This is a genomic window from Pseudomonas sp. FW300-N2A2 (assembly GCF_017351735.1).
Taxonomy (GTDB): domain Bacteria; phylum Pseudomonadota; class Gammaproteobacteria; order Pseudomonadales; family Pseudomonadaceae; genus Aquipseudomonas; species Aquipseudomonas migulae.
On sequence record NZ_JACNDU010000012.1, the window covers coordinates 1 to 25,720 of the forward strand.

At 61.7% G+C, this 25,720-nt stretch carries 23 protein-coding genes; 13 read left to right on the top strand and 10 right to left on the bottom strand.

All coding sequences use genetic code 11. The annotated features are described in order from the left end of the window. Positions 1-41 precede the first annotated feature (41 nt). Positions 42-1,358: an MFS transporter gene (locus J4E42_RS16480; protein ID WP_207285730.1), complete on the top strand. Its 1,317-nt coding sequence runs from the start codon at positions 42-44 to the stop codon at positions 1,356-1,358. A gap of 88 nt (positions 1,359-1,446) precedes the next feature. Here J4E42_RS16480 and purT read toward each other — a convergent pair whose 3' ends face one another. From purT to J4E42_RS16505, 5 genes are all read right to left on the bottom strand, one after another. Further along, a complete protein-coding gene (gene purT, locus J4E42_RS16485; RefSeq protein ID WP_008042382.1) occupies positions 1,447-2,628 on the bottom strand; it encodes a formate-dependent phosphoribosylglycinamide formyltransferase in 1,182 nt (393 codons plus the stop codon). Between the two features lie 100 nt (positions 2,629-2,728). Beyond that, positions 2,729-3,196, bottom strand: a complete 468-nt coding sequence (locus J4E42_RS16490) for a VUT family protein (protein WP_008042383.1) — start codon at positions 3,194-3,196, stop codon at positions 2,729-2,731. A gap of 171 nt (positions 3,197-3,367) precedes the next feature. Then, positions 3,368-3,583 carry a DUF1289 domain-containing protein gene (locus J4E42_RS16495; RefSeq protein ID WP_207285677.1) on the bottom strand — a complete coding sequence of 72 codons (216 nt, stop codon included), beginning with the start codon at positions 3,581-3,583 and terminating at the stop codon, positions 3,368-3,370. Beyond that, positions 3,580-4,104, bottom strand: a complete 525-nt coding sequence (locus J4E42_RS16500) for a gamma carbonic anhydrase family protein (protein WP_008025583.1) — start codon at positions 4,102-4,104, stop codon at positions 3,580-3,582. The genes J4E42_RS16495 and J4E42_RS16500 overlap by 4 nt, the downstream gene beginning before the upstream one ends. Before the next feature lie 54 nt (positions 4,105-4,158). Beyond that, a complete protein-coding gene (locus J4E42_RS16505) occupies positions 4,159-4,758 on the bottom strand; it encodes a CoA pyrophosphatase (protein WP_008025581.1) in 600 nt (199 codons plus the stop codon). A 147-nt stretch (positions 4,759-4,905) separates the two neighbouring features. Here J4E42_RS16505 and J4E42_RS16510 point away from each other — a divergent pair, with 147 nt between their 5' ends. From J4E42_RS16510 to cmoB, 12 genes are all read left to right on the top strand, one after another. After that, a complete protein-coding gene (locus tag J4E42_RS16510; protein ID WP_008042386.1) occupies positions 4,906-5,457 on the top strand; it encodes an NUDIX hydrolase in 552 nt (183 codons plus the stop codon). Between the two features lie 51 nt (positions 5,458-5,508). Further along, a complete protein-coding gene (locus J4E42_RS16515; protein WP_008025576.1) occupies positions 5,509-6,012 on the top strand; it encodes a murein L,D-transpeptidase family protein in 504 nt (167 codons plus the stop codon). Between the two features lie 292 nt (positions 6,013-6,304). Beyond that, the gene (locus tag J4E42_RS16520) at positions 6,305-7,036 is read left to right on the top strand and encodes a GntR family transcriptional regulator (RefSeq protein ID WP_008042387.1); all 732 of its coding nucleotides are present in this window, start codon (positions 6,305-6,307) and stop codon (positions 7,034-7,036) included. A gap of 48 nt (positions 7,037-7,084) precedes the next feature. Continuing rightward, on the top strand, positions 7,085-8,191 hold the full coding sequence (gene nagA / locus J4E42_RS16525; RefSeq protein ID WP_207285678.1) for an N-acetylglucosamine-6-phosphate deacetylase: 1,107 nt from the start codon (positions 7,085-7,087) through the stop codon (positions 8,189-8,191). Further along, on the top strand, positions 8,172-9,194 hold the full coding sequence (locus tag J4E42_RS16530; RefSeq protein WP_207285679.1) for an SIS domain-containing protein: 1,023 nt from the start codon (positions 8,172-8,174) through the stop codon (positions 9,192-9,194). The genes nagA and J4E42_RS16530 overlap by 20 nt, the downstream gene beginning before the upstream one ends. 164 nt (positions 9,195-9,358) lie before the next feature. After that, a complete protein-coding gene (gene ptsP / locus J4E42_RS16535) occupies positions 9,359-11,875 on the top strand; it encodes a phosphoenolpyruvate--protein phosphotransferase (protein WP_207285680.1) in 2,517 nt (838 codons plus the stop codon). Positions 11,876-11,908: 33 nt separating this feature from the next. Then, entirely contained in the window at positions 11,909-13,624 is a 1,716-nt protein-coding gene (gene nagE / locus J4E42_RS16540; RefSeq protein WP_207285681.1) for an N-acetylglucosamine-specific PTS transporter subunit IIBC, read from the top strand. A gap of 234 nt (positions 13,625-13,858) precedes the next feature. After that, on the top strand, positions 13,859-16,276 hold the full coding sequence (gene lon / locus J4E42_RS16545) for an endopeptidase La (protein WP_008042395.1): 2,418 nt from the start codon (positions 13,859-13,861) through the stop codon (positions 16,274-16,276). Positions 16,277-16,494: 218 nt separating this feature from the next. Then, positions 16,495-16,887, top strand: a complete 393-nt coding sequence (locus J4E42_RS16550) for a protease inhibitor I42 family protein (RefSeq protein WP_008042397.1) — start codon at positions 16,495-16,497, stop codon at positions 16,885-16,887. A 2-nt stretch (positions 16,888-16,889) separates the two neighbouring features. Next, the gene (locus tag J4E42_RS16555; protein ID WP_008042398.1) at positions 16,890-17,525 is read left to right on the top strand and encodes a lysoplasmalogenase; all 636 of its coding nucleotides are present in this window, start codon (positions 16,890-16,892) and stop codon (positions 17,523-17,525) included. Between the two features lie 153 nt (positions 17,526-17,678). Then, the gene (gene cmoA, locus J4E42_RS16560; protein WP_177318187.1) at positions 17,679-18,458 is read left to right on the top strand and encodes a carboxy-S-adenosyl-L-methionine synthase CmoA; all 780 of its coding nucleotides are present in this window, start codon (positions 17,679-17,681) and stop codon (positions 18,456-18,458) included. After that, the gene (gene cmoB / locus J4E42_RS16565; RefSeq protein WP_207285682.1) at positions 18,455-19,411 is read left to right on the top strand and encodes a tRNA 5-methoxyuridine(34)/uridine 5-oxyacetic acid(34) synthase CmoB; all 957 of its coding nucleotides are present in this window, start codon (positions 18,455-18,457) and stop codon (positions 19,409-19,411) included. Before cmoA ends, cmoB begins: the two co-directional genes overlap by 4 nt. Before the next feature lie 97 nt (positions 19,412-19,508). Here the strand turns inward: cmoB and tadA are convergent, their stop codons facing one another. The 5 genes from tadA to J4E42_RS16590 form a co-directional block, all read right to left on the bottom strand. Beyond that, complete coding sequence (gene tadA / locus J4E42_RS16570) at positions 19,509-20,006, bottom strand: tRNA adenosine(34) deaminase TadA (protein ID WP_192420139.1); 498 nt, start codon at positions 20,004-20,006, stop codon at positions 19,509-19,511. After that, complete coding sequence (locus J4E42_RS16575; RefSeq protein ID WP_192228449.1) at positions 20,006-21,382, bottom strand: multicopper oxidase family protein; 1,377 nt, start codon at positions 21,380-21,382, stop codon at positions 20,006-20,008. Before J4E42_RS16575 ends, tadA begins: the two co-directional genes overlap by 1 nt. 125 nt (positions 21,383-21,507) lie before the next feature. Then, positions 21,508-21,798, bottom strand: a complete 291-nt coding sequence (locus tag J4E42_RS16580; RefSeq protein WP_207285683.1) for a PTS transporter subunit EIIB — start codon at positions 21,796-21,798, stop codon at positions 21,508-21,510. 2 nt (positions 21,799-21,800) lie between these two features. Then, positions 21,801-24,335: a phosphoenolpyruvate--protein phosphotransferase gene (gene ptsP, locus J4E42_RS16585; RefSeq protein ID WP_207285684.1), complete on the bottom strand. Its 2,535-nt coding sequence runs from the start codon at positions 24,333-24,335 to the stop codon at positions 21,801-21,803. A gap of 62 nt (positions 24,336-24,397) precedes the next feature. Continuing rightward, positions 24,398-25,621, bottom strand: a complete 1,224-nt coding sequence (locus J4E42_RS16590; RefSeq protein ID WP_207285685.1) for a carbohydrate porin — start codon at positions 25,619-25,621, stop codon at positions 24,398-24,400. Between the last annotated feature and the right edge of the window lie 99 nt (positions 25,622-25,720).

The window sequence follows — 25,720 nt, forward strand, 5'->3', positions numbered from 1 at the left end:
AATTCGCTCCACTGGGGCACATGACTGTCAGGGATTACCGCATGACTACCAGCACGACCTATACCGAAACCACGCCTGCACAACCGACGAACTCCGCCACCCGCGTGGCGACCGCGAGTTTCATCGGCACCGCCATCGAGTTCTACGACTTCTACGTGTACGCCACTGCCGCCGCGCTGGTGATCGGTCCGGTGTTTTTTCCGCAGACCTCCGGCACGGCCCAGATGCTCTCGGCGTTTCTCACGTTCGGCATCGCGTTCCTCGCCAGGCCGCTGGGCTCGGCACTGTTCGGCCACTTCGGTGACCGCATCGGGCGCAAATCGACCCTGGTCGCCTCTTTGCTGCTGATGGGCGTGTGCACCACGCTGATCGGCGTGCTGCCGGGTTACGACAGCATCGGGGCCTGGGCGCCGATCCTGCTCTGCGTGCTGCGCTTCGGCCAGGGTTTGGGCCTGGGCGGCGAATGGGGCGGCGCGGCATTGCTGGCGACGGAGAACGCGCCCAAGGGCAAGCGCGCCTGGTTCGGCATGTTCCCGCAGCTTGGCCCGTCGATTGGCTTTCTCGCGGCCAACGGGCTGTTTTTGACGCTGGCAATGACACTGAACGACGAACAGTTCCGTTCGTGGGGCTGGCGGATTCCGTTCCTGCTCAGCGCCGCGCTGGTGATGGTCGGCCTGTACGTGCGCCTCAAGCTGCACGAAACCCCGGTGTTCGCCAATGCCATGGCCCGTCAGGAGCGAGTGAAGATCCCGCTGGTCGAGCTGTTCAGCCAGTATTGGGCGCCGATGCTGCTGGGCGCCGGTTCGATGGTGGTGTGCTACGCGCTGTTCTACATCTCGACGGTGTTTTCGCTGAGTTATGGCGTGTCGACGCTGGGCTACACCCGCGAAACCTTCCTCGCGCTGCTGTGTTTTGCGGTGCTGTTCATGGCCGCCGCGACACCATTGTCGGCCTGGGCCAGTGACCGTTACGGGCGTAAACCGGTGCTGATCATCGGCGGCGTGCTGGCGATTCTGTCCGGGTTCTTGATGGAACCGCTGCTGACCCAGGGTTCGACCTGGGGCGTGGCGCTGTTTCTGAGCATCGAGCTGTTTCTGATGGGCGTGACGTTTGCGCCAATGGGTGCGCTGCTGCCGGAGCTGTTTCCGACACACGTGCGTTATACCGGTGCGTCAGCGGCCTACAACCTGGGCGGCATTGTCGGAGCCTCGGCGGCGCCGTTCTTTGCGCAGAAGTTGGTGGCGATGGGTGGTTTGAGTTACGTCGGCGGGTATGTGTCGGGGGCGGCGGTGCTGAGTTTGATTGCGGTGCTGTGCCTGAAAGAGACGCGTCACAACGATTTGAATCGGGTGGCCTGATAGAAAAAGCTTCGCGGGCAAGCCTCGCTCCTACAGAATCACGCGGTTCTTGTAGGAGCGAGGCTTGCCCGCGAAGGCCGCGCCTCGGTTACAGCTCTACAACGACCGCCTGAGAAGCGCGGGTCGCTTTAGCGCGAGCAGCCTCGATCGACTCATCCCGCGCCAGCGCCACACCCATCCGGCGCTGACCATTCACTTCAGGTTTGCCGAACAGACGCAACGCCGTGTCCGGCTCGCTCAATGCCGCGCCGAGATTGGCGAAAGCCGTCTGGGTCGACTGCCCTTCCACCAGAATTACCGCCGAAGCCGAAGGCGCGAACTGACGGATCAATGGAATCGGCAGCCCCAGAATGGCCCGTGCGTGCAGTGCGAACTGCGACAGGTCCTGAGAAATCAGGGTCACCAGGCCGGTGTCGTGCGGGCGCGGCGAGACTTCGCTGAACCACACTTGATCGCCTTTGATGAACAGTTCGACGCCAAACAGACCACGACCGCCCAAGGCTTCGGTGACCGCCTTGGCCACACGCTCGGATTCCGCCAGGGCAACCGGGCTCATGGCTTGTGGCTGCCAGGATTCCTGATAGTCGCCCTTCTCCTGGCGGTGACCGACCGGCGCGCAGAACGTGGTGCCGCCGACGTGACGCACGGTCAGCAAGGTGATTTCGTAATCGAAGTCGATGAAGCCCTCGACGATCACCCGACCTTTACCGGCACGGCCGCCTTCTTGCGCGTAATCCCACGCGGTTTTCACGTCATCGACGCTGCGCAGCAGGCTCTGGCCCTTGCCCGACGAACTCATCACCGGCTTGACCACGCACGGGAAGCCCAGGTCCTGAACGGCTTTGCTGTAATCCTCGAAGGTGTCGGCAAAGTGGTACGGCGAGGTCGGCAGGTCCAGCTCTTCAGCGGCCAGGCGACGGATGCCTTCACGGTTCATGGTCAGTTGCGCAGCGCGTGCAGTCGGGATCACGGTGAAGCCTTCGGCTTCCAGTTCAACCAGGGTCGCGGTGGCGATGGCTTCGATTTCCGGCACGATGAAGTGCGGCTTCTCGGCTTCGATCACGGCACGCAGGGCAGCGCCGTCGAGCATGTTGATCACATGGCTGCGGTGAGCGACTTGCATGGCCGGCGCGTTGGCGTAACGGTCAACGGCAATCACTTCAACGCCCAGGCGTTGCAGCTCGATCACCACTTCCTTGCCCAACTCACCACAGCCACACATCAATACGCGGGTCGCGGTTGGCGACAATGGAGTTCCGATACGGGTCATCTCAGGTCCTCAAAGGAGCGGATCATCGAGGGTCGCGGTGCCTGGCACGCTTCCCATGGGGAGAAAGCGCGGCATTTTACATGAACCTGAGGGTTTGGCTTCAGCCGGCGATGGCCAGTTTACGCAAGCGCCACGCCATGATCAGCCACACGACGGTCACGCCGGCGAACTTCGAGCCCATGGCGGTGAGGATCACCGCCGGGGTGAAGGCGTCGATCATGCCGAAGAAGATGAAGGTATCGAGGGGAATGCTCAGGGCCGAACTTATCCACAGGCGGTCGTGCAGCGGGCGTTTGGTGATGCTGAACACCAGCCAGTCGATGCATTCGGAGACCGCGAACGCGGTGGCGCTGGCCAGAGCGATGGACGGATCGGAGGTGACATAGGACAGCACCAGCGCTGCCAGCATCGCCGCGATTGCACCGTGGCCGAAGCGGGTTTGCACCATGTCGCGCAGGACGAAGACCAAACCGCCCCAGGCGGACCAGATGATGTCCAGGTGCGGCGCGGTGGAAAAGGCGTAGTTGATCAGCACGACGCTGCTGATGTAGGCGATCAGGAAGAGCATGGGGCGCGAGAGTACCTGTCAATTTGGCGCACAGAGTACTGCAGAGAAGGTTGTGGTGTCAGCGCTGATGCCTTCGCGGGCAAGCCTCGCTCCTACGGATCTGCGTCGAACACGTAATTGTGGTTCAACCCTCCCCCTGTAGGAGCGAGGCTTGCCCGCGAAGGGCGCACCTCAATTATCCGGTTTTGCCCCGATCATCCAGAGCAACCCACTGGATTTCGCCCGCTCATGGCACAACCCCAACACCTTGCGCCGCTCTTCGTTGTCCATCCGGCTCCAGCCCGTGATTTCCGCCACGGTGCGCTGGCACCCGGTGCAGATGTCATCGTCGTCCAGCGCACAAATATTCACGCAGGGTGATAGCACCGGGCGTTCGGGCGTGTTCATTCTTCCTGCTCTGCCAGATCGCGGGCATAACGCTGGGAGTTATGCACATAGTGCGCAGCGCTGGCCTCGAGCATTTTTTTCTGCGGCTCGGTCAGCTCGCGCACGACCTTGCCGGGCGAGCCCATGACCAGCGAACCGTCCGGAATCTCCTTGCCTTCGCCGATCAGCGAGTTGGCGCCGATGATGCAGTTCTTGCCGATTTTTGCGCCGTTGAGGATCACTGCATTAATACCTATCAGGCTGTAGTCACCGACGGTGCAGCCGTGGAGCATGGCGTTGTGGCCGATGGTCACGCCGGTGCCGATGGTCAGCGGGTAGCCCATGTCGGTGTGCATCACGGTGCCGTCCTGGACGTTGCTGTTCTTGCCGATCAGGATCAGTTCGTTGTCGCCACGCAGCACGGCGTTGAACCAGACGTTGGCGCCCTCTTCCAGTTTGACCTTGCCCACCAGCACAGCGTTGGGGGCAACCCAGCTTTGCGGATGGGTGTCGACGCGGGCGTCGCCCAGGCGGTATTTCATCGTGTTGTCCTCAGGCTCAGGCAGCCGCGGCTTCACGCCATACGAGCGATGGCTTCAGGTGTTGATAAAACTCTTGGGCGGCTGGTGCAGGCTGATTTTGGCGTCATAGAGCAAGTTGATCAACTCGACGATCATGATCGCGGTCAGGCCCCAGATCTTGTATTCGCCATAACGATAACTCGGCACGTACCAACTGCGGCCCTGGTAATCGATGCGATGGGTATGTTCACGCGGGTCTTTGCGGAAGAATTCCAGGGGAACGCTGAACACCGCAGCGATCTCGGCGTCGTTGGCCAGGTACTCGACAAAATCCGGGATCACGCCGACATAAGGCGTGACCTTGATGCCGTGCAGGGAAATCAGCGGGCTCAACGGCCCGATCACTTCGACCAGCCCCGGCGGCAGGCCGATTTCTTCTTCGGCCTCGCGTAGTGCGGTGAAAATCAGGTCCGGGTCTTCCGGGTCGCGGCGTCCGCCGGGGAAGGCCACTTCGCCGCCATGGGTCGAGAGCCCGCTGGCGCGCAGGGTCAGAACCAGTTCCGGTTCATCACTGCGAGTGATGGGCACCAGAACCGCAGCCTCCGGGAAACGCTTGTCGGTTTCCAGTGTGCGTGGGATGTGGTTGCTTACTCGATGCAGTAGCTCGTCCAGCATGAGTCTTCTCGATTTATTCGCTACTTCGCATCATGCACCAATCACACCGACCGCCCAACCCCCCGAACTGCGGAGTGTCGCTAAACGACAACTTGCCGACAGACACCGCCGCACGCCAAGATAGGCGCAGCATTCAGGAACCCAAGCATGAAATTTTGCAGTCAGTGCGGCAACCCGGTCACCCAGCGCATTCCCGAAGGCGATTCGCGTCTGCGTTTTGTCTGTGACAGCTGTCAGGCGATTCACTACCAGAACCCCAATATCGTCGCCGGCTGCGTGGCGACCTGGGGCTCGAAAGTGTTGCTGTGCCGGCGCGCCATCGAGCCACGGCTCGGTTACTGGACCCTGCCCGCCGGTTTCATGGAGAACGGTGAAACCATCGAACAGGCGGCCATTCGCGAAACGGCCGAAGAAGCCTGCGCGCGGGTGCGTAACTTGAGCATCTATACGTTGATCGATGTGCCGCACATCAGTCAGGTGCATGTGTTCTTTCGTGCAGAGCTGGTGGACCTGGATTTTTCCGCCGGTCCCGAGAGCCTGGAAGTGGCACTTTTCGACGAAGCCGACATCCCGTGGTCCGACCTGGCTTTCCGCACGGTGGGCCGTACCTTAGAATGCTTCTTCGCTGACCGGCGGACCGAGGTCTACCCCGTGAGATCCGAGTCGATCCCGCCGCTTGCTCAGCCTGCCATCACCTAAAAAACATCTATAAATAAAATAGCCGCGACACCTCTTAGGGATATCGTTTCAATGCGCTGGTTGCTTGCCCTGTTTTGCTTGTCGTTCGTCGCTATCTCCCAGGCTTCCGTAGCGGAAACGCTGGACGGCAAAGTCATCGACAAAGTTCTGGTTCTCAAGTCCGCCCACCAATTGCAATTGATCAACGACGGCAAACCGTTGAAGACCTACCGCATCTCCCTGGGCAAACGCCCCAAGGGGCCGAAACTGATGGAAGGCGACAAACGCACGCCTGAAGGTTTCTATTGGCTGGACTGGCGCAAGGTCAGCGATAAATTCAACCTGGCGATGCACATCTCCTACCCGAACATCAGCGACTCCGCGCGCGCCCGGCGCGAAGGCGTCGAGCCAGGCGGCATGATCATGATCCACGGCACGCCGGACACCGAAGAAAACCCTGAAAACCTGTTCCACACCCTGGACTGGACCGACGGCTGCATCGCCATGCGCAACATGGACATGCGCGAGGTATGGGGCCTGGTGCCGGACGGCACGATGATCGAAATCCGCCCGTAACACCGACCTTCGGTCGCCTGTCACAAAATAAATTCTAAAGATCGCAGCCTTTGGCGGCGCCTGCTGGGTTGATACCACTCCCACCCTCAGGCACTGCCAAACGCTGCGATTTTTGCTTGCAACGACCTCTCCGCTAATACCACTTAAAACCAACAACCCTGTATGCCACCCACAAAGGCAGGTTTTACCGCGCCAACAGCAAAGTGGTCTCATTGACATGGTATTCAAGTGGTATTAGGTTTCGCTGCACTACCGGGCGACAACACTCCAATATCCGCATCGGACACCCAACATGAATGACCTCCAGGCCCTGCGCCCTGACGACACCCAACCCACGCCGCTGTACCTGCAACTGGCGCGTAATCTGGAAGCGGCGATCCACGCCGGCCAGTGGAAAGCCGAGCAGGCGATGCCGTCGGAACGCAACCTCAGCGAAATACTGGGCATCTCCCGCGTCACCGCCCGCAAGGCGTTGGAAGTGCTGTTCGATCAAGGCCTGATCCGGCGCAATCAAGGGTCCGGCACCTTCATCACCCCGCGCCTGGAACAACCGCTGTCGCGCCTCTCGGGGTTCAGCGAGATGCTGCGGCTGAAGGGCTTCGTCCCCGGCTCGCAATGGCTGGAACGGGAAATCACCCCGCCGACCCACGAAGAACTGATTCGCCTCGGCTTGTCGCCAAACGACAAGGTCGCCCGGCTCAAACGCCTGCGCAAAGCCGACGACACGGTAATGGCAATCGAGATGAGCACCCTGCCCGCCTCGATCATTCCCAAGCCGCAAGCGGTGGGCGATTCCCTCTACGAATACCTCGACGGCATCGGCAAACCGGTGGTCCGCGCCTTGCAACACATCCAGGCGATCAACGCCTCGGACGAATTCGCCGCACTGGTCGGCATCGCCCCCGGCACCGCCATGTTGCTGATGACCCGGGTCGGCTACCTCGAAGACAACACGCCGATCGAAGTCACCGACACCTATTGCCGCAACGACTACTACGACTTTGTCGCAGAGCTTCGTAGATAAAGAGCTTCGTTGATAAAGAGCTTCGCCGCTAAGAACCGAGACCCCATCATGTCCGAAGACAACATCCTCACCGCCGGCGGCTGGATACGCGGCCGGCTGGTTCACGAACACGGCAAGGTCCTGTCGATCGAAGGCGTGCCGTGCGATCCGGCAGACAACGACCTGCCTTACTTGCTGCCCGGCTTCATCGACCTGCACGTTCACGGCGGCGGTGGCAAAGACATCATGGAAGGCGCGACCGCCTTCGAAACCATCACCCGAACCCACGTGCGTTTCGGCACCACCTCGTTGCTGGCGACCACCATGACCGCGCCGAGCGAAGAGATTTCCAGTGTGCTCAAAGCCGTCGGCGAGTTCTGCGAACAACGCCCGAGCGGCAGCGCCCGCGTGCTCGGTGTGCACCTGGAAGGCCCGTACATCAACCCCGGCAAACTTGGCGCGCAACCGAATTTCGCCCATACCGCGTTGATGACCGAAGTCGAGGAATACCTGGCCCTGGCGCCGATCCGGGTCATCACCATCGCCCCGGAAATCGCCGGCCACGATGCCCTGATCCGCGCCCTCAGTGCGCGCGGCGTGCGCATGCAGATCGGCCACACCCTTGGCAGTTACGAGGAAGGTGTGGCCGCACTGGCCGCCGGCGCGAGCAGTTTTACCCACCTCTACAACGCCATGAGCCCGCTGCATCATCGCGAGCCAGGCATCGTCGGCGCAGCGTTGGCGCATGCGAAATACGCGGAACTGATTCCGGACTTGCTGCATGTGCACCCCGGTGCGATGCGCGTAGCCCTGCGCTCGATACCGTGCCTGTATTGCGTTACCGACTCCACTGCCGCCGCCGGCATGCCGGACGGTGAATACAAGCTCGGTAGCCACACGGTGACCAAATGCCTGGGCGGCGTGCGCCTGGCCGACGGCACCCTGGCCGGCAGCACGCTGACCATGGATCAGGCGTTGCGCAACCTGGTGAAGATCGGTTTGCCGATCGCCGAGGCTTCGCAACGTCTTTCGCAATTCCCCGCCGACTACCTCGGCATCACCGAACGCGGACGCCTGCAACCCGGCGCCTGGGCCGACTGCGTGCGGCTGGATCGCTCACTCACACTGACCGCCGTCATGGTCGAAGGAGAAGACATTGACTTCAAAAATGCTTGAAGAGGCGCTGTCCTCGTTCGAAGCCGTGCAGGCGCAGTTGCAGCAACTCGACCCGCAGATGATCGAGATTGCCGGGCGTCTGCGCCGTCAGCCGCCGCAAGTGGCGATGACCGTCGCACGCGGCAGTTCCGACCATGCCGCCAGCTACTTCGCCTACCTGACCATGCAGCAACTGGGAATTCCCGTGGCGTCGCTGCCGATGTCGGTGGTGACCATGCAACAAGCGCCGTTGAAGGTCAGCGGTCAGGTGGCGTTTGCCTTCTCGCAATCAGGGCAAAGCCCGGATCTGGTGAACAGCCTGCGTCTGTTGCGCAAACGCGGCGCCTTGAGCATTTCCATGGTCAACGCCGAAAGTTCGCCGCTGGAAGCCGCGTGCGAATTCAGCCTGCCGCTGTGCGCGGGGACGGAAAGCAGCGTCGCCGCGACCAAGAGTTTTATCGCCACCCTCAGCGCCAGCGCCCGCCTGATCGCGCACTGGAAAGAAGACGAGCAATTGCTCGAAGCCGGCCACGCCTTGCCGGAAGGTCTGCGCGAAGCGGCGCAGCAGGACTGGAGCCTGGCCATCGATGCCCTGCGCGATTGCCAGCGCTTGATGGTGATCGGCCGTGGCGCCGGCTTCGCTATCGCCCAGGAAGCGGCGCTCAAATTCAAGGAAACCTCGGCGATTCAGGCCGAAGCCTTCAGCAGCGCCGAAGTCCGTCACGGCCCGATGGCGTTGATCGACGAGCACTATCCGCTGCTGGTGTTCGCCCCACGCGGTGCCGAGCAGGCGGGCCTGATCAGTCTCGCATCCGACATGCGTCTGCGGGGTGCCCGCGTATTGCTGGCCGCGCCGGATGACATCGCCGAACGAGACCTCACCCTGACCCGCGCCGAACACCCGGCCCTCGATCCGATTCTGGCGATCCAGAGTTTCTACGTCATGGCCGCCGGTCTGGCGGTGGCGCGCGGCATGGACCCGGACCATCCACGGCACCTGAGCAAAGTCACGCGAACGCATTGATTCGAATGGTGAATGCATCCCCCCTGTAGGAGCCGAGCTTGCTCGCGAAGACGTTGGTACATCCGACGCATCATCTGCGGCTGAAACGCCGCCTTCGTGAGCAAGCTTGGCTCCTACAGGGGACGGCGTTGATACGAACTGTTGTTTTTTGATGAGACCGAGCCATGCACAACAATAATAAAGAGCTGACCCTCAGCGCCCCGCTCAGCGGCCCGGTGCTCACACTCGCCAAGGTCCCGGACCCGGTGTTCGCCAGCGGCGCGATGGGCGACGGGATCGCCATCGATCCGCTGAACGATACCCTGCACGCGCCGTGCGCCGGCGTCGTGGTGCACGTCGCCCGCACCGGCCACGCCATCACCTTGCGCGCCGACAACGGCGCCGAATTGCTGCTGCACCTGGGCCTGGACACCGTCGAGTTGCAGGGCAACGGGTTCTCGATGCTGGTCAAGGAAGGGGCGCGCGTCGCCAATGGCCAGCCACTGCTGCGCTATGACCTGGACAAGGTCGCGCAGCAGTGCAAAAGCCTTGTCAGCCTGATGATCCTGACCAACAGCGAGGACTTTCAGGCGCGGCCAATCACGCTGAAATCGGTGAAGGTCGGCGAACCGTTGCTGCACATCATTCGTCGGCAGGCGTCTGGCGCGCAGGCAGAAGCGGACCTGTCCGGGGAAGCGTTTGTCGGCCACATCCGTATCGCCCATCGGGGTGGTTTACACGCCCGGCCGGCAGCGCTGATCCGCCAGACCGCACAAGGTTTCAAAAGCAAATCGCAGCTGCACTTCGCCGGCAAATCGGCGCGCTGCGACAGCCTGATCGGGCTGATGGGGCTGGCCATCGGTGAGCAGGACGAGGTTCAGGTCAGCTGTCAGGGCACGGATGCCGAAGCGGCGCTGCAAGCGTTGTTGACGGCATTGTCCACCGCGCTGGCCGAAGACAGTCACGCCATCGCGCCAACACCGATTGCCCAGCGTGGGCGTGCAGCCGAAGCGGGTGTGCTTCATGGTGTGTGCGCCGCGCCCGGCCTGGTCGGCGGACCGCTATTTCGCTTGAACACGATCAGCCTGCCGGAGGACGCCGGCAACCACGTTCCAGAGCAACAACGCCAAGCCCTGGATACCGCGCTGAACGCCGTGCGCCGCGAAATCGACACCACGCTGGCTCAGGCCAGGAAGCACAAGGACACCGAAGAAGAAGCGATCTTCGCCGCGCACCTCGCCCTGCTCGAAGACCCGGCGCTGTTGGATGCAGCGCACGCCGCCATCGACCGGGGCGTGGCCGCGACTCACGCCTGGAGCCAATCGATCGACGTGCAATGCGACGTGTTGCAGCAACTCGGCAGCCCATTGCTGGCCGAACGCGCCAACGACTTGCGCGACCTCAAGCAACGGGTATTGCGCGCCCTGCTCGGTGAGAGCTGGCACTACGACCTGCCGGCCGGCGCCATCGTCGCCGCGCATGAACTGACCCCGTCCGACCTGCTGCAACTCAGCCAGCAAGGGGTCGCCGGGCTGTGCATGGCCGAGGGCGGCGCGACGTCCCACGTGGCGATTCTCGCTCGCGGCAAAGGCTTGCCGTGCATGGTCGCGCTGGGGTCGGCGCTGCTGGATCAGCCACAGGGCCAGGCGGTGGTGCTGGATGCCGACGGTGGGCGTCTCGAACTCGCGCCTTCTGCCCAGCGCATGGCCGACGTGCATCAGGCGCAACGGGACCACCAGCAACGTCGAGCGCTGCAACAATCTCAGGCGCATACCCAGGCGCTGACGCTCGACGGGGTGCAGATCGAAGTCGCCGCCAATGTCGCCTCCAGCGCTGAGGCAGCCGATGCGCTGGCCAACGGCGCCGATGGCGTCGGCCTGCTGCGCACCGAGTTTCTGTTCGTCGACCGCCACACTGCGCCGGACGAAGAGGAACAGCGTGTCGCCTATCAAGCGGTGCTCGACGCCATGGGCGACAAATCGGTGATTATCCGCACCATCGACGTCGGCGGCGACAAGCAGCTCGATTACCTGCCATTGCCGGCCGAGGCCAATCCGGTGCTCGGCTTGCGCGGGATTCGCCTGGCTCAGGCCCGTCCGGAAATTCTCGATCAGCAACTGCGCGCCCTGCTGCACGTCAGCCCGTTGTCACGCTGCCGGATCCTGCTGCCGATGGTCACCGAAGTCGATGAGCTGTTGCACGTCCGCCAGCGTCTCGAGGCCTTGTGCGCGGAGCTCGGTGTCAGCGAGCGCCCGGAGCTGGGGGTGATGATCGAAGTCCCGGCCGCCGCGTTGCTGGCCGAGCAACTGGCCGAACACGCGGACTTCCTGTCCATCGGCACCAACGATTTGTCCCAGTACACCCTGGCGATGGACCGCGACCACGCCGGCCTCGCGTCGCGGGTCGATGCCATGCACCCGGCGCTGCTGCGGCTGATCGCCCAGACCTGCGCCGGTGCCGCCGTGCATGGCCGCTGGGTCGGCGTGTGCGGCGCGCTCGCCTCCGATCCGCTGGCGACGCCGGTCCTGATTGGCCTGGGCGTCAGCGAGTTGTCGGTCAGCCCGGTGCAAATCGGCGAAATCAAGGACCGGGTGCGCCACCTCGACGCCAGCGAATGCCGACGCATCAGCCTCGGCCTGCTCAAGCTGAGCAGCGCCAGCGCGGTGCGTCACGCCTGTCATCAACATTGGCCTCTGAGCTGAACAACTAATAACAAGAATCCAGGGAGATCCGCCATGTACCAATACTTCATCGAAGGCCTGCAGCGCCTCGGCCGTGCGCTGATGCTGCCGATCGCTATCCTGCCGATTGCCGGGTTGCTGCTGCGCCTGGGCGACACCGACCTGCTGGACATCGCGATCATCCACGATGCCGGTCAGGTCATCTTCGCCAACCTGGCGATGATCTTCGCCATCGGCATCGCGGTCGGCTTCGCCAAGGACAACAACGGCACCGCCGGCCTCGCTGGAGTGATTGGCTACCTGGTGATGATCTCCACCCTCAAGGTGCTCGACGCGAGCATCAACATGGGCATGCTCGCGGGGATCGTCAGCGGCTTGATGGCCGGCGCGCTGTACAACCGTTTCAAAGACATCAAGCTCCCGGAATACCTGGCGTTCTTCGGCGGCCGGCGCTTTGTGCCGATCATCACCGGGTTCGCCGCAGTCGGCCTGGGCGTGGTGTTCGGCCTGATCTGGCCGCCGATCCAGCACGGCATCAACAGCTTCGGCGTATTGATGCTGGAAAGCGGCAGTGTGGGCGCCTTCATTTTCGGCGTGCTCAACCGCCTGCTGATCGTGACCGGCCTGCACCACATCATCAACAACATGGCGTGGTTCGTCTTCGGCAACTTCACTGACCCGGCCACGGGCGCACTGGTGACCGGCGATATCTCGCGCTACTTCGCCGGTGACCCCAAGGGCGGCCAATTCACTACCGGCATGTTCCCGGTGATGCTCTTCGGCCTGCCAGCGGCGTGCCTGGCGATGTACCGCAATGCGTTGCCGGAACGGCGCAAAGTGATGGGCGGGATCTTCCTGTCGATGGCCCTGACCTCGTTCCTGACTGGGGTGACCGAGCCGATCGAATTCGCCTTCATGTTTCTCGCGCCGCTGCTGTATCTGCTGCACGCGCTGCTGACGGGGCTGTCGATGGCAGTCACCAACCTGCTGAACATCCACCTCGGTTTCACCTTCTCCGGCGGCTTCATCAACATGATTCTCGGCTGGGGGAAATCCACTAATGGGTGGCGAGTGATCCCGGTGGGCCTGGCCTATGCGGTGATTTATTACACGGTGTTCGATTTCTGCATTCGCCGGTTCAACCTGAAGACGCCGGGGCGTGAAGAGGTGACCACGGCCGAGAAAGCGCGAGTGGCAGAAAACCAACGGGCCGGGGCGTACATCAAGGCGCTGGGCGGTGCGCAGAATTTGCTCACCGTCGGTGCCTGCACCACACGACTGCGACTGGACATGGTGGATCGCAACAAGGCCAACGATGCCGAGCTCAAAGCACTGGGCGCTATGGCTGTGGTGCGTCCGGGCAAGGGCGGGAGTTTGCAGGTAGTGGTCGGGCCGATGGCCGACAGCATTGCCGATGAAATCCGCCTGGCGATGCCGGCACTGGGTCGTGCGGCGGTGTCGACACCGGCGGCTGCGATTGATACGCCTGCCCCCGCTGCAGTGGAGCACCCGCAAGCACAGCGCTGGCTGAATGCGTTGGGTGGTGGGGAAAACGTCTTGCAGATGGATTGCGTCGCCATGACCCGGATTCGCCTGCAACTGGCCGACGGCAAGGCCCTGTCGGAATGTGATTTGAAGGCGTTGGGTTGCCAGGGGGTCAGTCAACTGGACGGTGGCATCTGGCATCTGTTGGTCGGCGACAAGGCGCCGAGTCTGACCGATGCGCTGGAGGCGTTGGTCAATCGCAGTGAGGTGAGTGCCAAGGTTTAGCTCGGCAGTGCCTGACCATCCGCTATCGCTGGCAAGTCGGGTCGCCGCATCGCAGCTCCTACAAAGGTTACGCATACCTTGTAGGAGCTGGCTGCCAGCGATAAGGCCGCACAAACACCAAAAATCCCCCAACCCTGTCGAAAACCTGAACGCACATCACGAAACACCCCCAGCCATTGAAACCACCCCCCACCTGCCCCATCTAAGATCCATACCCCATTGCGCAGGTGCCCCATGAGCGACCAGCAAGAATTCCCCGAAGACCCGAGCGACTACGCCGACCCCGAAAACGCCCCGCACCACTCCACCGGCAAAGGCCTCGCCCTGCCCGGCCAGAACCTGCCGGACAAGGTCTACATCATCCCGATCCACAATCGCCCGTTCTTCCCGGCCCAAGTGCTGCCGGTGATCGTCAATGAAGAACCGTGGGCTGAAACGCTGGATCTGGTGAGCAAATCCGATCATCACTCCCTGGCCCTGTTCTACATGGACACGCCCCAGGAAGACCCGCGCCATTTCGACACCTCGGCCCTGCCGCTCTACGGCACGCTGGTCAAGGTGCACCACGCCAGTCGTGAAAACGGCAAACTGCAATTCGTCGCCCAGGGCCTGACCCGCGTACGCCTCAAGACCTGGCTCAAGCACCATCGCCCGCCGTACCTGGTGGAAGTCGAGTACCCGCACCAGCCGACCGAGCCGACCGACGAGGTCAAGGCCTACGGCATGGCGCTGATCAACGCGATCAAGGAACTGCTGCCGCTCAACCCGCTGTACAGCGAAGAGCTGAAGAACTACCTCAACCGCTTCAGCCCCAACGATCCGTCGCCGCTGACCGACTTCGCCGCCGCCCTGACTTCCGCGACCGGCAGCGAGCTGCAAGAAGTGCTCGACTGCGTGCCGATGCTCAAGCGCATGGAAAAAGTCCTGCCGATGCTGCGCAAGGAAGTTGAAGTTGCGCGGCTGCAAAAAGAAATTTCTGCCGAAGTTAACCGCAAGATCGGCGAGCATCAGCGCGAGTTCTTCCTTAAAGAACAGTTAAAAGTCATCCAGCAAGAGCTGGGCCTGACCAAGGACGACCGCAGCGCCGACATCGAGCAGTTCGAACAGCGCCTGGTCGGCAAGGTGTTGTCGACGCAGGCGCAGAAACGCATCGAAGAGGAAATGAACAAGCTCTCGATCCTCGAGACCGGTTCACCGGAGTACGCGGTCACCCGCAACTACCTCGACTGGGCGACCTCGGTGCCGTGGGGCGTGTATGGCGAGGACAAACTCGACCTCAAGCACGCCCGCAAGGTGCTGGACAAGCACCACGCCGGTCTCGACGACATCAAGGACCGCATCCTCGAGTTCCTCGCGGTCGGAGCCTATAAAGGCGAGATCAGCGGTTCCATCGTGCTGCTGGTCGGTCCGCCGGGCGTGGGTAAAACCAGCGTCGGCAAGTCCATCGCCGAATCCCTTGGCCGACCGTTCTATCGTTTCAGCCTCGGCGGCATGCGCGACGAAGCCGAGATCAAGGGCCACCGCCGCACCTACATTGGTGCGATGCCGGGCAAACTCGTGCAAGCGTTGAAAGACGTCGAAGTGATGAACCCGGTGATCATGCTCGACGAAATCGACAAGATGGGCCAGAGCTACCAGGGCGATCCGGCCTCGGCGCTGCTGGAAACCCTCGACCCGGAACAGAACGTCGAATTCCTCGACCATTACCTGGACCTGCGTCTGGACCTGTCGAAAGTGCTGTTCGTCTGCACCGCCAACACCCTCGATTCAATCCCCGGCCCGTTGCTGGACCGGATGGAAGTGATTCGCCTGTCGGGTTACATCACCGAAGAAAAAATCGCCATCGCCAAACGTCATCTGTGGCCCAAGCAGCTTGAGAAGGCGGGCGTGTCGAAAGGCAGCCTGAGCATCAGCGACACCGCGTTGAAGGCGCTGATCGACGGTTACGCCCGTGAAGCCGGGGTGCGGCAGTTGGAAAAACAACTGGGCAAACTGGTGCGCAAGGCGGTGATGAAGTTGATCGACGAGCCAAAAGCGGTGATCAAGCTCGGCCCGAAAGACCTCGAAGCCTCACTCGGCCACCCGGTGTTCCGCAACGAGCAAGTGCTGTCCGGTACCGGCGTGATCACCGGGCTGGCCTGGACCAGCATGGGCGGCGCGACACTGCCGATTGAAGCGACGCGGATTCACACGCTCAACCGTGGTTTCAAACTCACCGGGCAATTGGGTGACGTGATGAAGGAGTCGGCGGAAATTGCCTACAGCTACGTCAGCTCGAATCTGAAGTCGTTTGGCGGCGATCCGAAGTTCTTCGACGAGGCTTTCGTCCACCTGCACGTACCGGAAGGCGCCACCCCGAAAGACGGCCCGAGCGCCGGCGTGACCATGGCCAGCGCCCTGCTCTCGCTGGCACGCAATCAGCCGCCGAAAAAAGGCGTGGCCATGACCGGCGAACTGACGCTGACCGGGCATGTTTTACCGATTGGCGGAGTGCGCGAGAAGGTGATTGCGGCGCGGCGGCAGAAGATTTTTGAATTGATTTTGCCGGAGCCTAACCGTGGGAGCTTTGATGAATTGCCGGATTATCTGAAGGAAGGGATTACCGTGCATTTTGCCAAGCGGTTTGCGGATGTGGCGAAGGTGTTGTTCTGATAATCATGTAGCGCCTGCAAGATCGCCATCGCCGGCAAGCCGGCTCCTACAAAGTATGGGTGTCAGCCACAAAAAATGTGAGCGGCACAAATCCCCTGTAGGAGCCGGCTTGCCGGCGATGGCGCCTGCACGGCCAACATCACTCCCCAGGCCGTCACAATTTGTCTCATCTTCAGTTATGCTCGCCGTTCGTCGTGAATGCCGGAGCCACTGACCCCATGTCCCCCACCCGCCTGTTTGTCCCCTTCGCCCTCGCCTTGCTGGCCGCGTGCGCCACGCAACCGAAACAGAACGTGACCGTGGAAAAACAAAGCGAATGCCCCGTGCAACTGCACAACGGGCAAAACCTGATCCTGTCCCTGCCGAGCAACCCGACCACGGGTTACCGCTGGGCGATCCAGGATTCGGCCGGTGGCGTATTACGCGCTCTGGGGCCAGAAGTTTATCGAAACCCGGAAGATGCCGGTGTCGTGGGCGCAGCCGGTGTGTCGACCTGGCGCTTTCAGGCGTTCGCGGCCGGTTCGGGGCGCTTGCGCCTGACCTCGCAACAACCCTGGGCGCCGGAAGTGCCGGCGGTGGAAACCTTCGACTGCGCGATCTCGGTTAACTGATCATGGGCTGGCTGATTCTGGCGCTGATGGGCGCGGTGACCTTTCTTTACGGCCTGAGCGTGCACGCCGCGCTGCTCTGCCTGCTGGTCAAACCGTTGCCCGTGCTGGCCTTGCTCGGCTGGCTGCACGATGCGCCGCCCAGCGAATATCGACGCTGGATCAGCCTGGGCTTGATCTTTTCCCTGCTCGGCGATGTCTTGCTCGCGTGGCCGGGGGATTTGTTTGTGTTCGGCCTCGGGGCGTTTTTGGTCGCGCACCTTGCCTATCTGAAAGCTTATTTGAGTGATTGCCGGCGGTTGGCGGTGCTGCCGTTGATCCTCGCGCTGGGCGTCGGCGCGGTGCTGTTGGGGATTTTGATTGCCAATGGTCTGGGCCCATTGCTGATCCCGGTGATCGTCTACGGTCTGGCCATCAGCGCCATGCTTTGGCGGGCACTGGCGCGTCTGGGCACCGATGTACCGAAGCGCTCTGCGCTGCTGGCGGCGGCGGGTGCGTTGGCGTTTGTGTTTTCAGATAGCGTGATTGGTATCAATCGGTTTGTTGCGCCGTTTCATGCCGCGCCTTACGTGATCATCCTCAGTTACTGGCTGGGGCAATGGGGGATTGCGGCATCCGCGTTCGGCACCAAACCGCGCTGAATTCATCGCGAGCAAGCCCGCTCCCACAAGGACGGTGATAAACCTGTGGGAGCGGGCTTGCTCGCGAAAGCAGTATCACTGAACACACAGACCTCAGAGCCTGTCGGTCGGTTTATCAGACAACCCGCGCATCCCCGCGCCAAGTTGGCTAAAATGCCGGCCTTTTCCACATACGCCGCTGGAACCGCCGTGAGCAAAGAACCCGATCGCCTTTTCGCCCAGCCTTTGGCCCAGGTGCCCGACTTCGCCTTTAACGAGGACGTGGTGCGGGTGTTCCCGGACATGATCAAGCGCTCGGTGCCAGGTTATCCGACCATTGTCGAAAACCTCGGCGTGCTCGCCGCGCAATTCGCCCAGCCCAACAGCGTGCTCTACGACCTCGGCTCGTCCCTCGGCGCCGTGACCCAGGCGTTGCGCCGTCACGTGCGCACCGATGGCTGCCGCGTCATCGCTGTGGATAACTCGGCGGCGATGGTCGAACGCTGCCGCGAATACCTCAACGGTCAGGATTCGATGTTCCAGGAGTTGCTGCCGGTGGAAGTGATCGAAGGCGACATCCTCGCCCTCGACTTTCAGCCAGCCTCGGTGGTGGCGCTGAACTTCACCCTGCAATTCATCGCTCCCGAGCAGCGCACCGCGTTGCTGAGTCGCATCCGCCAGTCGCTGCTTCCCGGTGGCGCGTTGATCCTCTCGGAAAAGCTGCGCTTCAACGACCCAGAAGAACACGCGCTGCTCACCGACCTGCACGTCGCGTTCAAGCGCGCCAACGGCTACAGCGAACTGGAAATCGCCCAGAAGCGCAGCGCCATCGAAAACGTCATGAAGCCCGACAGCCTCGAAGAACACCGCGAGCGCCTGTTGGCCGCCGGGTTCTCGAAAGTCGTGCCGTGGTTCCAGTGTCTTAACTTTGCCTCGTTGATTGCCTTGCCATGATTGATCTGTCCCCCCTCGCCCGCCGTCTGGCCGGTACACCGCTGGCCGAATGGGCCAACACCCTGCAGGCGCAACTCGACAAGAAAATGGAAAAGGGTCATGGCGACCTGGAGCGCTGGCAGAGTGCGCTGGACGCCTTGCCAAAAATCCAGCCGAGTGAAGTCGACCTGCTGAATGGCCTGACCCTGGACACCGATTGCGACGCTGAGACCCGCGCGCAGATGCGTACGGCGCTGATGGGTTTGTCGCCGTGGCGCAAGGGCCCGTTTGATTTGTTCGGCGTGCACGTCGATACCGAATGGCGCTCGGACTGGAAATGGTCGCGAGTCGCGCCGCATCTGGACCTGAAGGGCAAACGCATCCTCGATGTCGGCTGCGGCAATGGTTACTACATGTGGCGCATGCTCGGTGCCGGCGCGGACAGCGTGATCGGCGTCGACCCGAACTGGCTGTTCTTCTGTCAGTTCCAGGCGGTTCAGCGCTATTTGTCCGAGCCGAATGCCTGGCACCTGCCGTTTCCTTTTGAAGACCTGCCAGCGGAACTCGAAGGCTTCGACACAGTGTTTTCCATGGGCGTGTTCTACCACCGCCGCTCGCCGATCGAGCATCTGCTGGCGCTGAAGGATTGCCTGGTCAAGGGCGGCGAACTGGTGCTGGAGACGCTGGTGATCGAAGGTGATCAACAGCAGGTGCTGGTGCCGGAAGATCGTTATGCGCAGATGCGTAACGTGTGGTTCTTGCCGTCGGTGCCAGCGCTGATGCTCTGGTTGCGGCGTGCCGGTTTCACGGACGTGAAGTGCGTGGATGTCAGCGTGACGACCGTCGAGGAACAGCGCGGGACGGAGTGGATGAAGTATCAGTCGTTGAGTGATTTCCTCGATCCCGAGGATCACAGCAAGACGATTGAAGGGTTGCCGGCGCCGATGCGTGCCGTCATCGTCGCCCGTAAATAACCCATCCCCTGTAGGAGCGAGCCTGCTCGCGATGGAGTGTCAGATACGTTGATGTCGACTGACACACCATCGCGAGCAGGCTCGCTCCTACAGGGGGTTAGTCTGTAGGTTTCGCGCGCCGGGCCTTGAAGAATTCGCTGAGCACCGCCCCGCATTCCTCGGCCAACACCCCACCTTCATACAGCACCCGGTGATTCAAAAAGCCCTGGGTAAAGAACTGCCCCTGACTCTGCACAATCCCCGCCTTGGGCTCCAGCGCGCCGTACACCACCCGCGCAATGCGCGAATGCACGATCAGCCCGGCGCACATGCTGCACGGCTCAAGCGTCACGTACAGCGTACTGCCGGGTAAACGATAATTGCTGGCGGCCAGTGCCGCTGCGCGGATAGCGACCATCTCGGCATGCGCGCTCGGGTCGTTGCCGCTGATAGGGCAATTGAAGCCACGGCCGATAATTTCACCGTCCTGCACCAACACCGCGCCCACCGGCACTTCACCCAGCGCAGCGCCTTGTGCGGCCAGCGCCAGCGCTTCGCGCATGAAGTCGCGATCACGACTGCGGTCGATGATCGCGGCGGGACGAATCTGACGCATCACGCTACCTCGATCGCGGCCATCAGGCCGGTTTCCATGTGGTCGATCACATGGCAATGGAACATCCACACCCCAGGGTTATCCGCTACCAGCGCCACTTGCGCCCGCTCGTTCTTGCCCAGCAAGTAGGTGTCGGTGAAATACGGGATGACCTTGTGCCGGTTCGAGGCAATGACCTTGAAGCTCATGCCATGCAGGTGAATCGGGTGCTGGTACTGAGTCATGTTCTTCAATTCGAAAATGTAGCTCTTGCCCTTCTCAAGCTTGGCAATCGGGCGGTCGGCGCAGGTCTTGTCGGTGATGTCCCAGGCCTTGCCGTTGATCTGCCACAGGCTCGGCGGCCGGCCGTTGTCGACGTTCACCGAGACTGAACCCACCCATTCGAAATTGAAGTTGAGTTTCTCGGCATTGGCCAGGTCCGGCTCGGCCACCGGGTTGGCGGGCAGCGCGGGCGGCCACTCGGTTGGGGCATCGGTGTTCGCCACAGAGCGGAACGTGCCCAAGCGTACCGGGCCGTTGCGCAGGGATAATTCTTCACCGGCCGCAGGTGCCTTGATTGCCAGGCAAATGCGCATGCCTGGCCCGAGCCAGTATTCCTTGCCCAATGGACGCGGCTCGACGGGATTGCCGTCCAACGCGTAGATCTGCGCCTCGACACCGGGAATGTTGAGGCGATAGGTCAAGGTGTTATCGAGATTGAGCAGGCGCACGCGGGTGATCTGCCCGGCCGGCAAATCGATGACCGCTTGCGGCACACCGTTGATCGTCGCCAGACGCCCCGCCGTGCCGCCCCGGGCCGCTTCCCGGGGAATGCTGAACTCGACGAAATTGCCCACTTCGTCGACATGCCAGCTCTTGAGGCTCAAGGTTTTCTCGTACTTGAAACCGGTCGGCTCGCGCTCTTCGACAATCAACGGCCCCACCAGACCACGGCCCAGTTCTTCGCTGCTGTTCACATGCGGGTGATACCAATAGCTGCCGGCATCGGGCACGCGGAATTTGTAGTCGAAGTACTCGCCCGGCAGCACCGGCAGCTGCGAGACGTAGGGCACTCCATCCATTTCCAGCGGCAGGCGGATGCCGTGCCAGTGAATGGTGGTCGCCACCGGCAAGTGGTTGATGAACCGCACCCGCAACCATTCGCCCTGACGCACGCGCAACTCGGTGCCCGGCGCCGATGGGCCGAACGCCCAGGCTTGGGTCTTGTGCCCGGCTACCAGTTCGACGTCCAGCGGCGCCGCAATCAGCTCATAGTCGTGGCCCGCATCGGCGTCGGCCATCTTGCCCAGCCAGTAACGCGACGCGCCCCCCGCACCGACGCCAACGACAACAAGACCGGCCAGGCCACCGAGGATTTGGCGACGGGTAAAGGACATGAACTCAACTACCTCACGTATCAGCGACAGGTCCGGGGACCTGGAAAAGGCGAATACGATACACCTGCGGTTGAGAAACGGTAAGGGCGACCGAGAGACGCACATCATCTGTGGCGAAGGATCGGTTATGGCTGAAGGCCGGTGATCAGGTGCACCACGCCGCCCTCCAGCATCATGACGCCTGGCACACCTGCCAGATTCAAAGCCTGTCGATTCATCCGCCCCACATCGCGCAATTCCACCCGAACCCGGGTCAGCGCCACAGGCTGCTGCGACTTGAGGTTATCCACACCACCCAACGCAGCCACCACATTCGCTGCCAGGCCAGGCGCCGATGGCGCAGCCACCTTCGGTTCATCCACGATCAGATCCGGCGTCAAGGCTCTCCAGAACGCTCGCTGCATTTTCTCGAACATGTTCAGTTCTCCATAACCAGTGAAGTTTCGACCGTCGCGTCGCGATACAGCCTCAAGACCTCGCGTACTTGCCCGGCACTTTCCAGACCCAGGATCTGTTGGGCGATGGCCTGGCAATCCACCAGGTCCACTGTGCGAACCGCCGCTTTGACCGCCGGAATCAACGGCACACTCACCGACAACTCATCCACGCCCAGCCCCAGCAAAAGCGGCGTGGCCAGGGTTTCGGAGGCCAGGGCGCCGCACACGCCTACCCACTTGCCGTGGCTATGGGCGGCTTTCACGGTGCTGGCGATCAATCGCAGCACCGCAGGATGAAAACTGTCAGCCTGACTGGCCAGCCGCGGATGATCGCGGTCCATGGCCAAGGTGTATTGGGTCAGGTCATTGGTGCCGATGGAGAAAAAATCCACTTCGGGCGCAAACAGATCAGCCATCAGCGCCGCTGCTGGCACCTCGATCATGATCCCCAGCTTCGGCAGTTCCGTGAGGCCCAGGGCCAGCGCCTCCTCTTCGAGCAGTTGACGAGCCACACGCAACTCCGACAGCTGCGTCACCATCGGCAGCATGATGTGCAAACGCGTCAGTCCCGCACAGCTCAGGATTGCCTTGAATTGATCGCGCAACAGCTGCGGACGCTCCAGGCACAGACGAATCCCGCGCACGCCCAGAAAGGGGTTGGTTTCACTGTCCATCGGGACATAGGCCAAAGGCTTGTCACCGCCAACATCCAGCGTGCGCACCACCAGATTACGCGCAGGCCCGAGAGCTCGGGCGATGGCGCTGTAGGTGGAGGCCTGCTCGTCCTGGCTCGGCGCATGATGGCGATCCAGATATAGAAACTCCGAACGCAGCAAACCCACACCCGCGCCTCCCAACGCCATGGCCTGTTCGGCTTCAGCCAGCGAAGCGATGTTGGCTGTCACCTCGACATGATGTCCGTCGCGAGTACAGGCAGCCAGCGACGCCTGCGCCAATTCATGGTGCTGACGTTGCTGCGCAAGCGCGCGCCTGGCTTGAAGTTCTTCAATGGCAGCCAGATCCGGGTCGAGCTGCAACTCCCCCTTATCGGCATCGAGCAACACCTGGGTACCGTTGACCAGCGCCAGCACTTGCACCGGTAACCCACAGATCGCCGGCAAACCGAACGCCCGCGCCAGGATCGCGACATGGCTGGTGGCGCCACCGCCGACCGTGGCAAAACCCAGCACCTTACGGGTATCGAGCCCGGCGGTCTGGGACGGTGTCAGTTGTTCAGCAATCAGAATGGCGCCTTCAGGCAACTCCAGCTCGCGGTCCCGCACGCCGAGTAGCAACTTGAGCACTCTCTGACTGACATCGGCCAGGTCTGCCGCTCGTTCGGCCAGCAGCGCATTGCCCAGGCCTTTGAATAAGGTTGCCGTCGACCCGGTGGCCGCACGCCAGGCGAATCCGGCGCTTTTGCCTTCGTCGATCAGCACATGAGCCACCTCTAACAAACCCGGGTCTTCGAGCAGTTCCTGATGCGCCCTGAAGATCTCTGCCTGAGCATCGCCCGTGGCGTTATCACGCATCTGCTGCAACGCTGAAATTGCCTCGGTCAACGCTGCGGACAGATGATCGCGCTCAACCCGCGAACTCTCACCCCATTCGCTGACATCAAGGACCTGCTCGGCGATCTGTACCACTTGGCCAAATGCCGAACCCGCCGAAGCACATACCCCACGCAGCACCTTGGGTGATGATGCCTCCAGGGGCTGCGGGGCAACATCCGCCGTCACGGGCACGGTCTCGCCGCATCCGGCGGTCAGCAGCTCGGCCAGTGCCTTGATCGCCGCCTCAGCATCCGGGCCGACCGCACTGACTTGCACAACATCATCATGAACGGTCTGCAATGCCATGATCGCTATCAGGGATTTCGCATTCGCACTCTCCTGCTGTTTATGCAGGTGAATGCTTGCCGAGAAACCTTTCGCCGCTTGGGCGAACACCGCCGCAGGACGGGCGTGCAAGCCGTTCGGGTTGGGCAACGTCACCGGTTTGGAGAACAGCGCCTCGCCCTCTTTAGCCACAGACTCATCCGTTGTCAGCTCGACAGAATTCAAACCCAGCAACGGCTGACCACTGTCTACCCACCCGGTTTCCGCCGTCAGCCAAGTGAACGGCTCACCGCTGACCACCAGCATCAAGGTCAGCAGGCTGCGTGCATTCAACGCAACAAAATCAGCATCGAACTCAATCAGCGACTGCCCGACGGCAACCTGCTGCCCCTCCTCCACCAACCGCGTGAACCCCTTTCCTGCAAGGTTCACCGTGTCGAGCCCAATGTGCATCAACACCTGCACGCCATTTTCATCGGTGATGCTGACCGCATGCCCACTGGCCTGCACATTGCTGACAACCCCTGCCAGCGGCGCGCACAACGTTGTTGACGTCGGATCGATGCATAGCCCATCGCCGATGATCCGGCTGGAAAAAACTCGATCGGGCACAAGGTCCAAGGGCATCAATACGCCGGACAGGGGTGCGTGAAGCTGCAATTGTTGGGGTGTGGCCATGACTTCACCTGCTGTTCTGTTCTTTGAAGTGCCGATGGAGCGCGACGCTCCGACAGCATCGCTTATTTCCACCAGTACTCGACCTGCAATCCGACGTTCGCACCGTGTCGCGCCGTGCCGAAGGCTCCGGTGTCGGACAACGCTGAACCCGCTGCCAGTTCATTGGCCGCACGCTTGGCCGCCTCGTTCCAGCTGGCATAGGTGTAATACAAGCGCACTTCGGGCCGCGCCCAGAATTCAGGCCCCTTGGGCGACCAGGTCGGGGCAAAGGTGAACTTGCTCAGCTTGCGCGTGCCACCTGTGGCGTCGACCTGATCGTGACCCAGCTCGGTCACCAGTTTGAACTGCTCGGTAATCGCGTAGGCCGGCCGAACGCCCAGGGAAATCCAGTTCTGGTCTGATCCGTCGGGGCGAATATCCTTCTGGTAAACCGCCTCGACCTGCCCGCCAAACCGGGGCGTCACCTGCCAGTCGAAGAACTCCACCACCCGGTAGCTTTTATTGCTGTCATCCAGTTTCACGTTACCGGTATAGCCCAACCCGGTGCCAGGCCCTTCACCGTACTGAAACGCGAGTTTGTTCTTGCCACCCAGAAATCCTTTTTGCACATGCTGGGTGGTAATCGCCCAGCCACGATGAGCGTCGCGGCTGTCGGGTTTGTCGATGTAGCTCAGGCCAAACTCCAGCTCACCGCCGGGGTTAGTGTTGAAACCGGCAACGTTGAAATCGTGACGATTGATGTAATCCTTCTGGTACAGGTTGTCCTTGCGCGAAAAGGCGTAGCTGTATTTCAGATCTCCGATCAGCACGTCCTCGATGCCGCCGCCGGTGGCGCTCTGGTTCCAGTAGTAGAAGTCGGAAATGTGGATGTCGTTCCGTTTGTAATAGCGGCGACCGGCCCACAGCGAACCGCCGTTGAGGCCAGGCATGTTCGACCATTGCGCGTACAGCTGCGGCAAGCGCACCGAGCCGTTGTCGCCATTGAACGTCAGGTCCTTGTCGTACTGGTTATACAGTGAGGCCATGCCATCGACACTTAGCACCGAACCGTCATCCAGCGTGTACAAGTCCTGACGAAGTTCCAGTTCCCCATATTGCTCGCACTCGTTACCGAGGCGGTATTTGGTCTGTGCTCCGGGCAGTTGGAAACACTGTTGTTTACCACTGTTGACCGACGTACCGACGCCGCTGCGCAGGTAACCGCCGAACTCCAGCGCATGGGCCGTCAGTGGCAATGCCAGGCAAATGCCAGCGGCTGCAAGGCCGCGATTTATTGTTGTTTTCAAGAAACACTCCATTATTTTTATTGTGTGCAGCAGCAAAATCGGCGCGCAAAACTCCCCCGCGCAGCGTTCTGCGTGTTTTTGAAACGGTGTTTTTTTGTG

What these genes read in the sequence shown, in the direction of transcription:
- tadA (WP_192420139.1), bottom strand. Translation starts at nt 20,006, where the DNA reads ATGCGTCAGATTCGTCCCGCCGCGATCATCGACCGCAGTCGTGATCGC.
- J4E42_RS16505 (WP_008025581.1), bottom strand. Translation starts at nt 4,758, where the DNA reads ATGCTGGACGAGCTACTGCATCGAGTAAGCAACCACATCCCACGCACA.
- J4E42_RS16520 (WP_008042387.1), top strand. Translation starts at nt 6,305, where the DNA reads ATGAATGACCTCCAGGCCCTGCGCCCTGACGACACCCAACCCACGCCG.
- nagA (WP_207285678.1), top strand. Translation starts at nt 7,085, where the DNA reads ATGTCCGAAGACAACATCCTCACCGCCGGCGGCTGGATACGCGGCCGG.
- ptsP (WP_207285680.1), top strand. Translation starts at nt 9,359, where the DNA reads ATGCACAACAATAATAAAGAGCTGACCCTCAGCGCCCCGCTCAGCGGC.
- J4E42_RS16490 (WP_008042383.1), bottom strand. Translation starts at nt 3,196, where the DNA reads ATGCTCTTCCTGATCGCCTACATCAGCAGCGTCGTGCTGATCAACTAC.
- J4E42_RS16495 (WP_207285677.1), bottom strand. Translation starts at nt 3,583, where the DNA reads ATGAACACGCCCGAACGCCCGGTGCTATCACCCTGCGTGAATATTTGT.
- J4E42_RS16510 (WP_008042386.1), top strand. Translation starts at nt 4,906, where the DNA reads ATGAAATTTTGCAGTCAGTGCGGCAACCCGGTCACCCAGCGCATTCCC.
- J4E42_RS16575 (WP_192228449.1), bottom strand. Translation starts at nt 21,382, where the DNA reads ATGTCCTTTACCCGTCGCCAAATCCTCGGTGGCCTGGCCGGTCTTGTT.
- J4E42_RS16580 (WP_207285683.1), bottom strand. Translation starts at nt 21,798, where the DNA reads ATGTTCGAGAAAATGCAGCGAGCGTTCTGGAGAGCCTTGACGCCGGAT.
- J4E42_RS16515 (WP_008025576.1), top strand. Translation starts at nt 5,509, where the DNA reads ATGCGCTGGTTGCTTGCCCTGTTTTGCTTGTCGTTCGTCGCTATCTCC.
- J4E42_RS16555 (WP_008042398.1), top strand. Translation starts at nt 16,890, where the DNA reads ATGGGCTGGCTGATTCTGGCGCTGATGGGCGCGGTGACCTTTCTTTAC.
- nagE (WP_207285681.1), top strand. Translation starts at nt 11,909, where the DNA reads ATGTACCAATACTTCATCGAAGGCCTGCAGCGCCTCGGCCGTGCGCTG.
- ptsP (WP_207285684.1), bottom strand. Translation starts at nt 24,335, where the DNA reads ATGGCCACACCCCAACAATTGCAGCTTCACGCACCCCTGTCCGGCGTA.
- lon (WP_008042395.1), top strand. Translation starts at nt 13,859, where the DNA reads ATGAGCGACCAGCAAGAATTCCCCGAAGACCCGAGCGACTACGCCGAC.
- J4E42_RS16500 (WP_008025583.1), bottom strand. Translation starts at nt 4,104, where the DNA reads ATGAAATACCGCCTGGGCGACGCCCGCGTCGACACCCATCCGCAAAGC.
- cmoB (WP_207285682.1), top strand. Translation starts at nt 18,455, where the DNA reads ATGATTGATCTGTCCCCCCTCGCCCGCCGTCTGGCCGGTACACCGCTG.
- cmoA (WP_177318187.1), top strand. Translation starts at nt 17,679, where the DNA reads ATGCCGGCCTTTTCCACATACGCCGCTGGAACCGCCGTGAGCAAAGAA.
- J4E42_RS16480 (WP_207285730.1), top strand. Translation starts at nt 42, where the DNA reads ATGACTACCAGCACGACCTATACCGAAACCACGCCTGCACAACCGACG.
- purT (WP_008042382.1), bottom strand. Translation starts at nt 2,628, where the DNA reads ATGACCCGTATCGGAACTCCATTGTCGCCAACCGCGACCCGCGTATTG.
- J4E42_RS16550 (WP_008042397.1), top strand. Translation starts at nt 16,495, where the DNA reads ATGTCCCCCACCCGCCTGTTTGTCCCCTTCGCCCTCGCCTTGCTGGCC.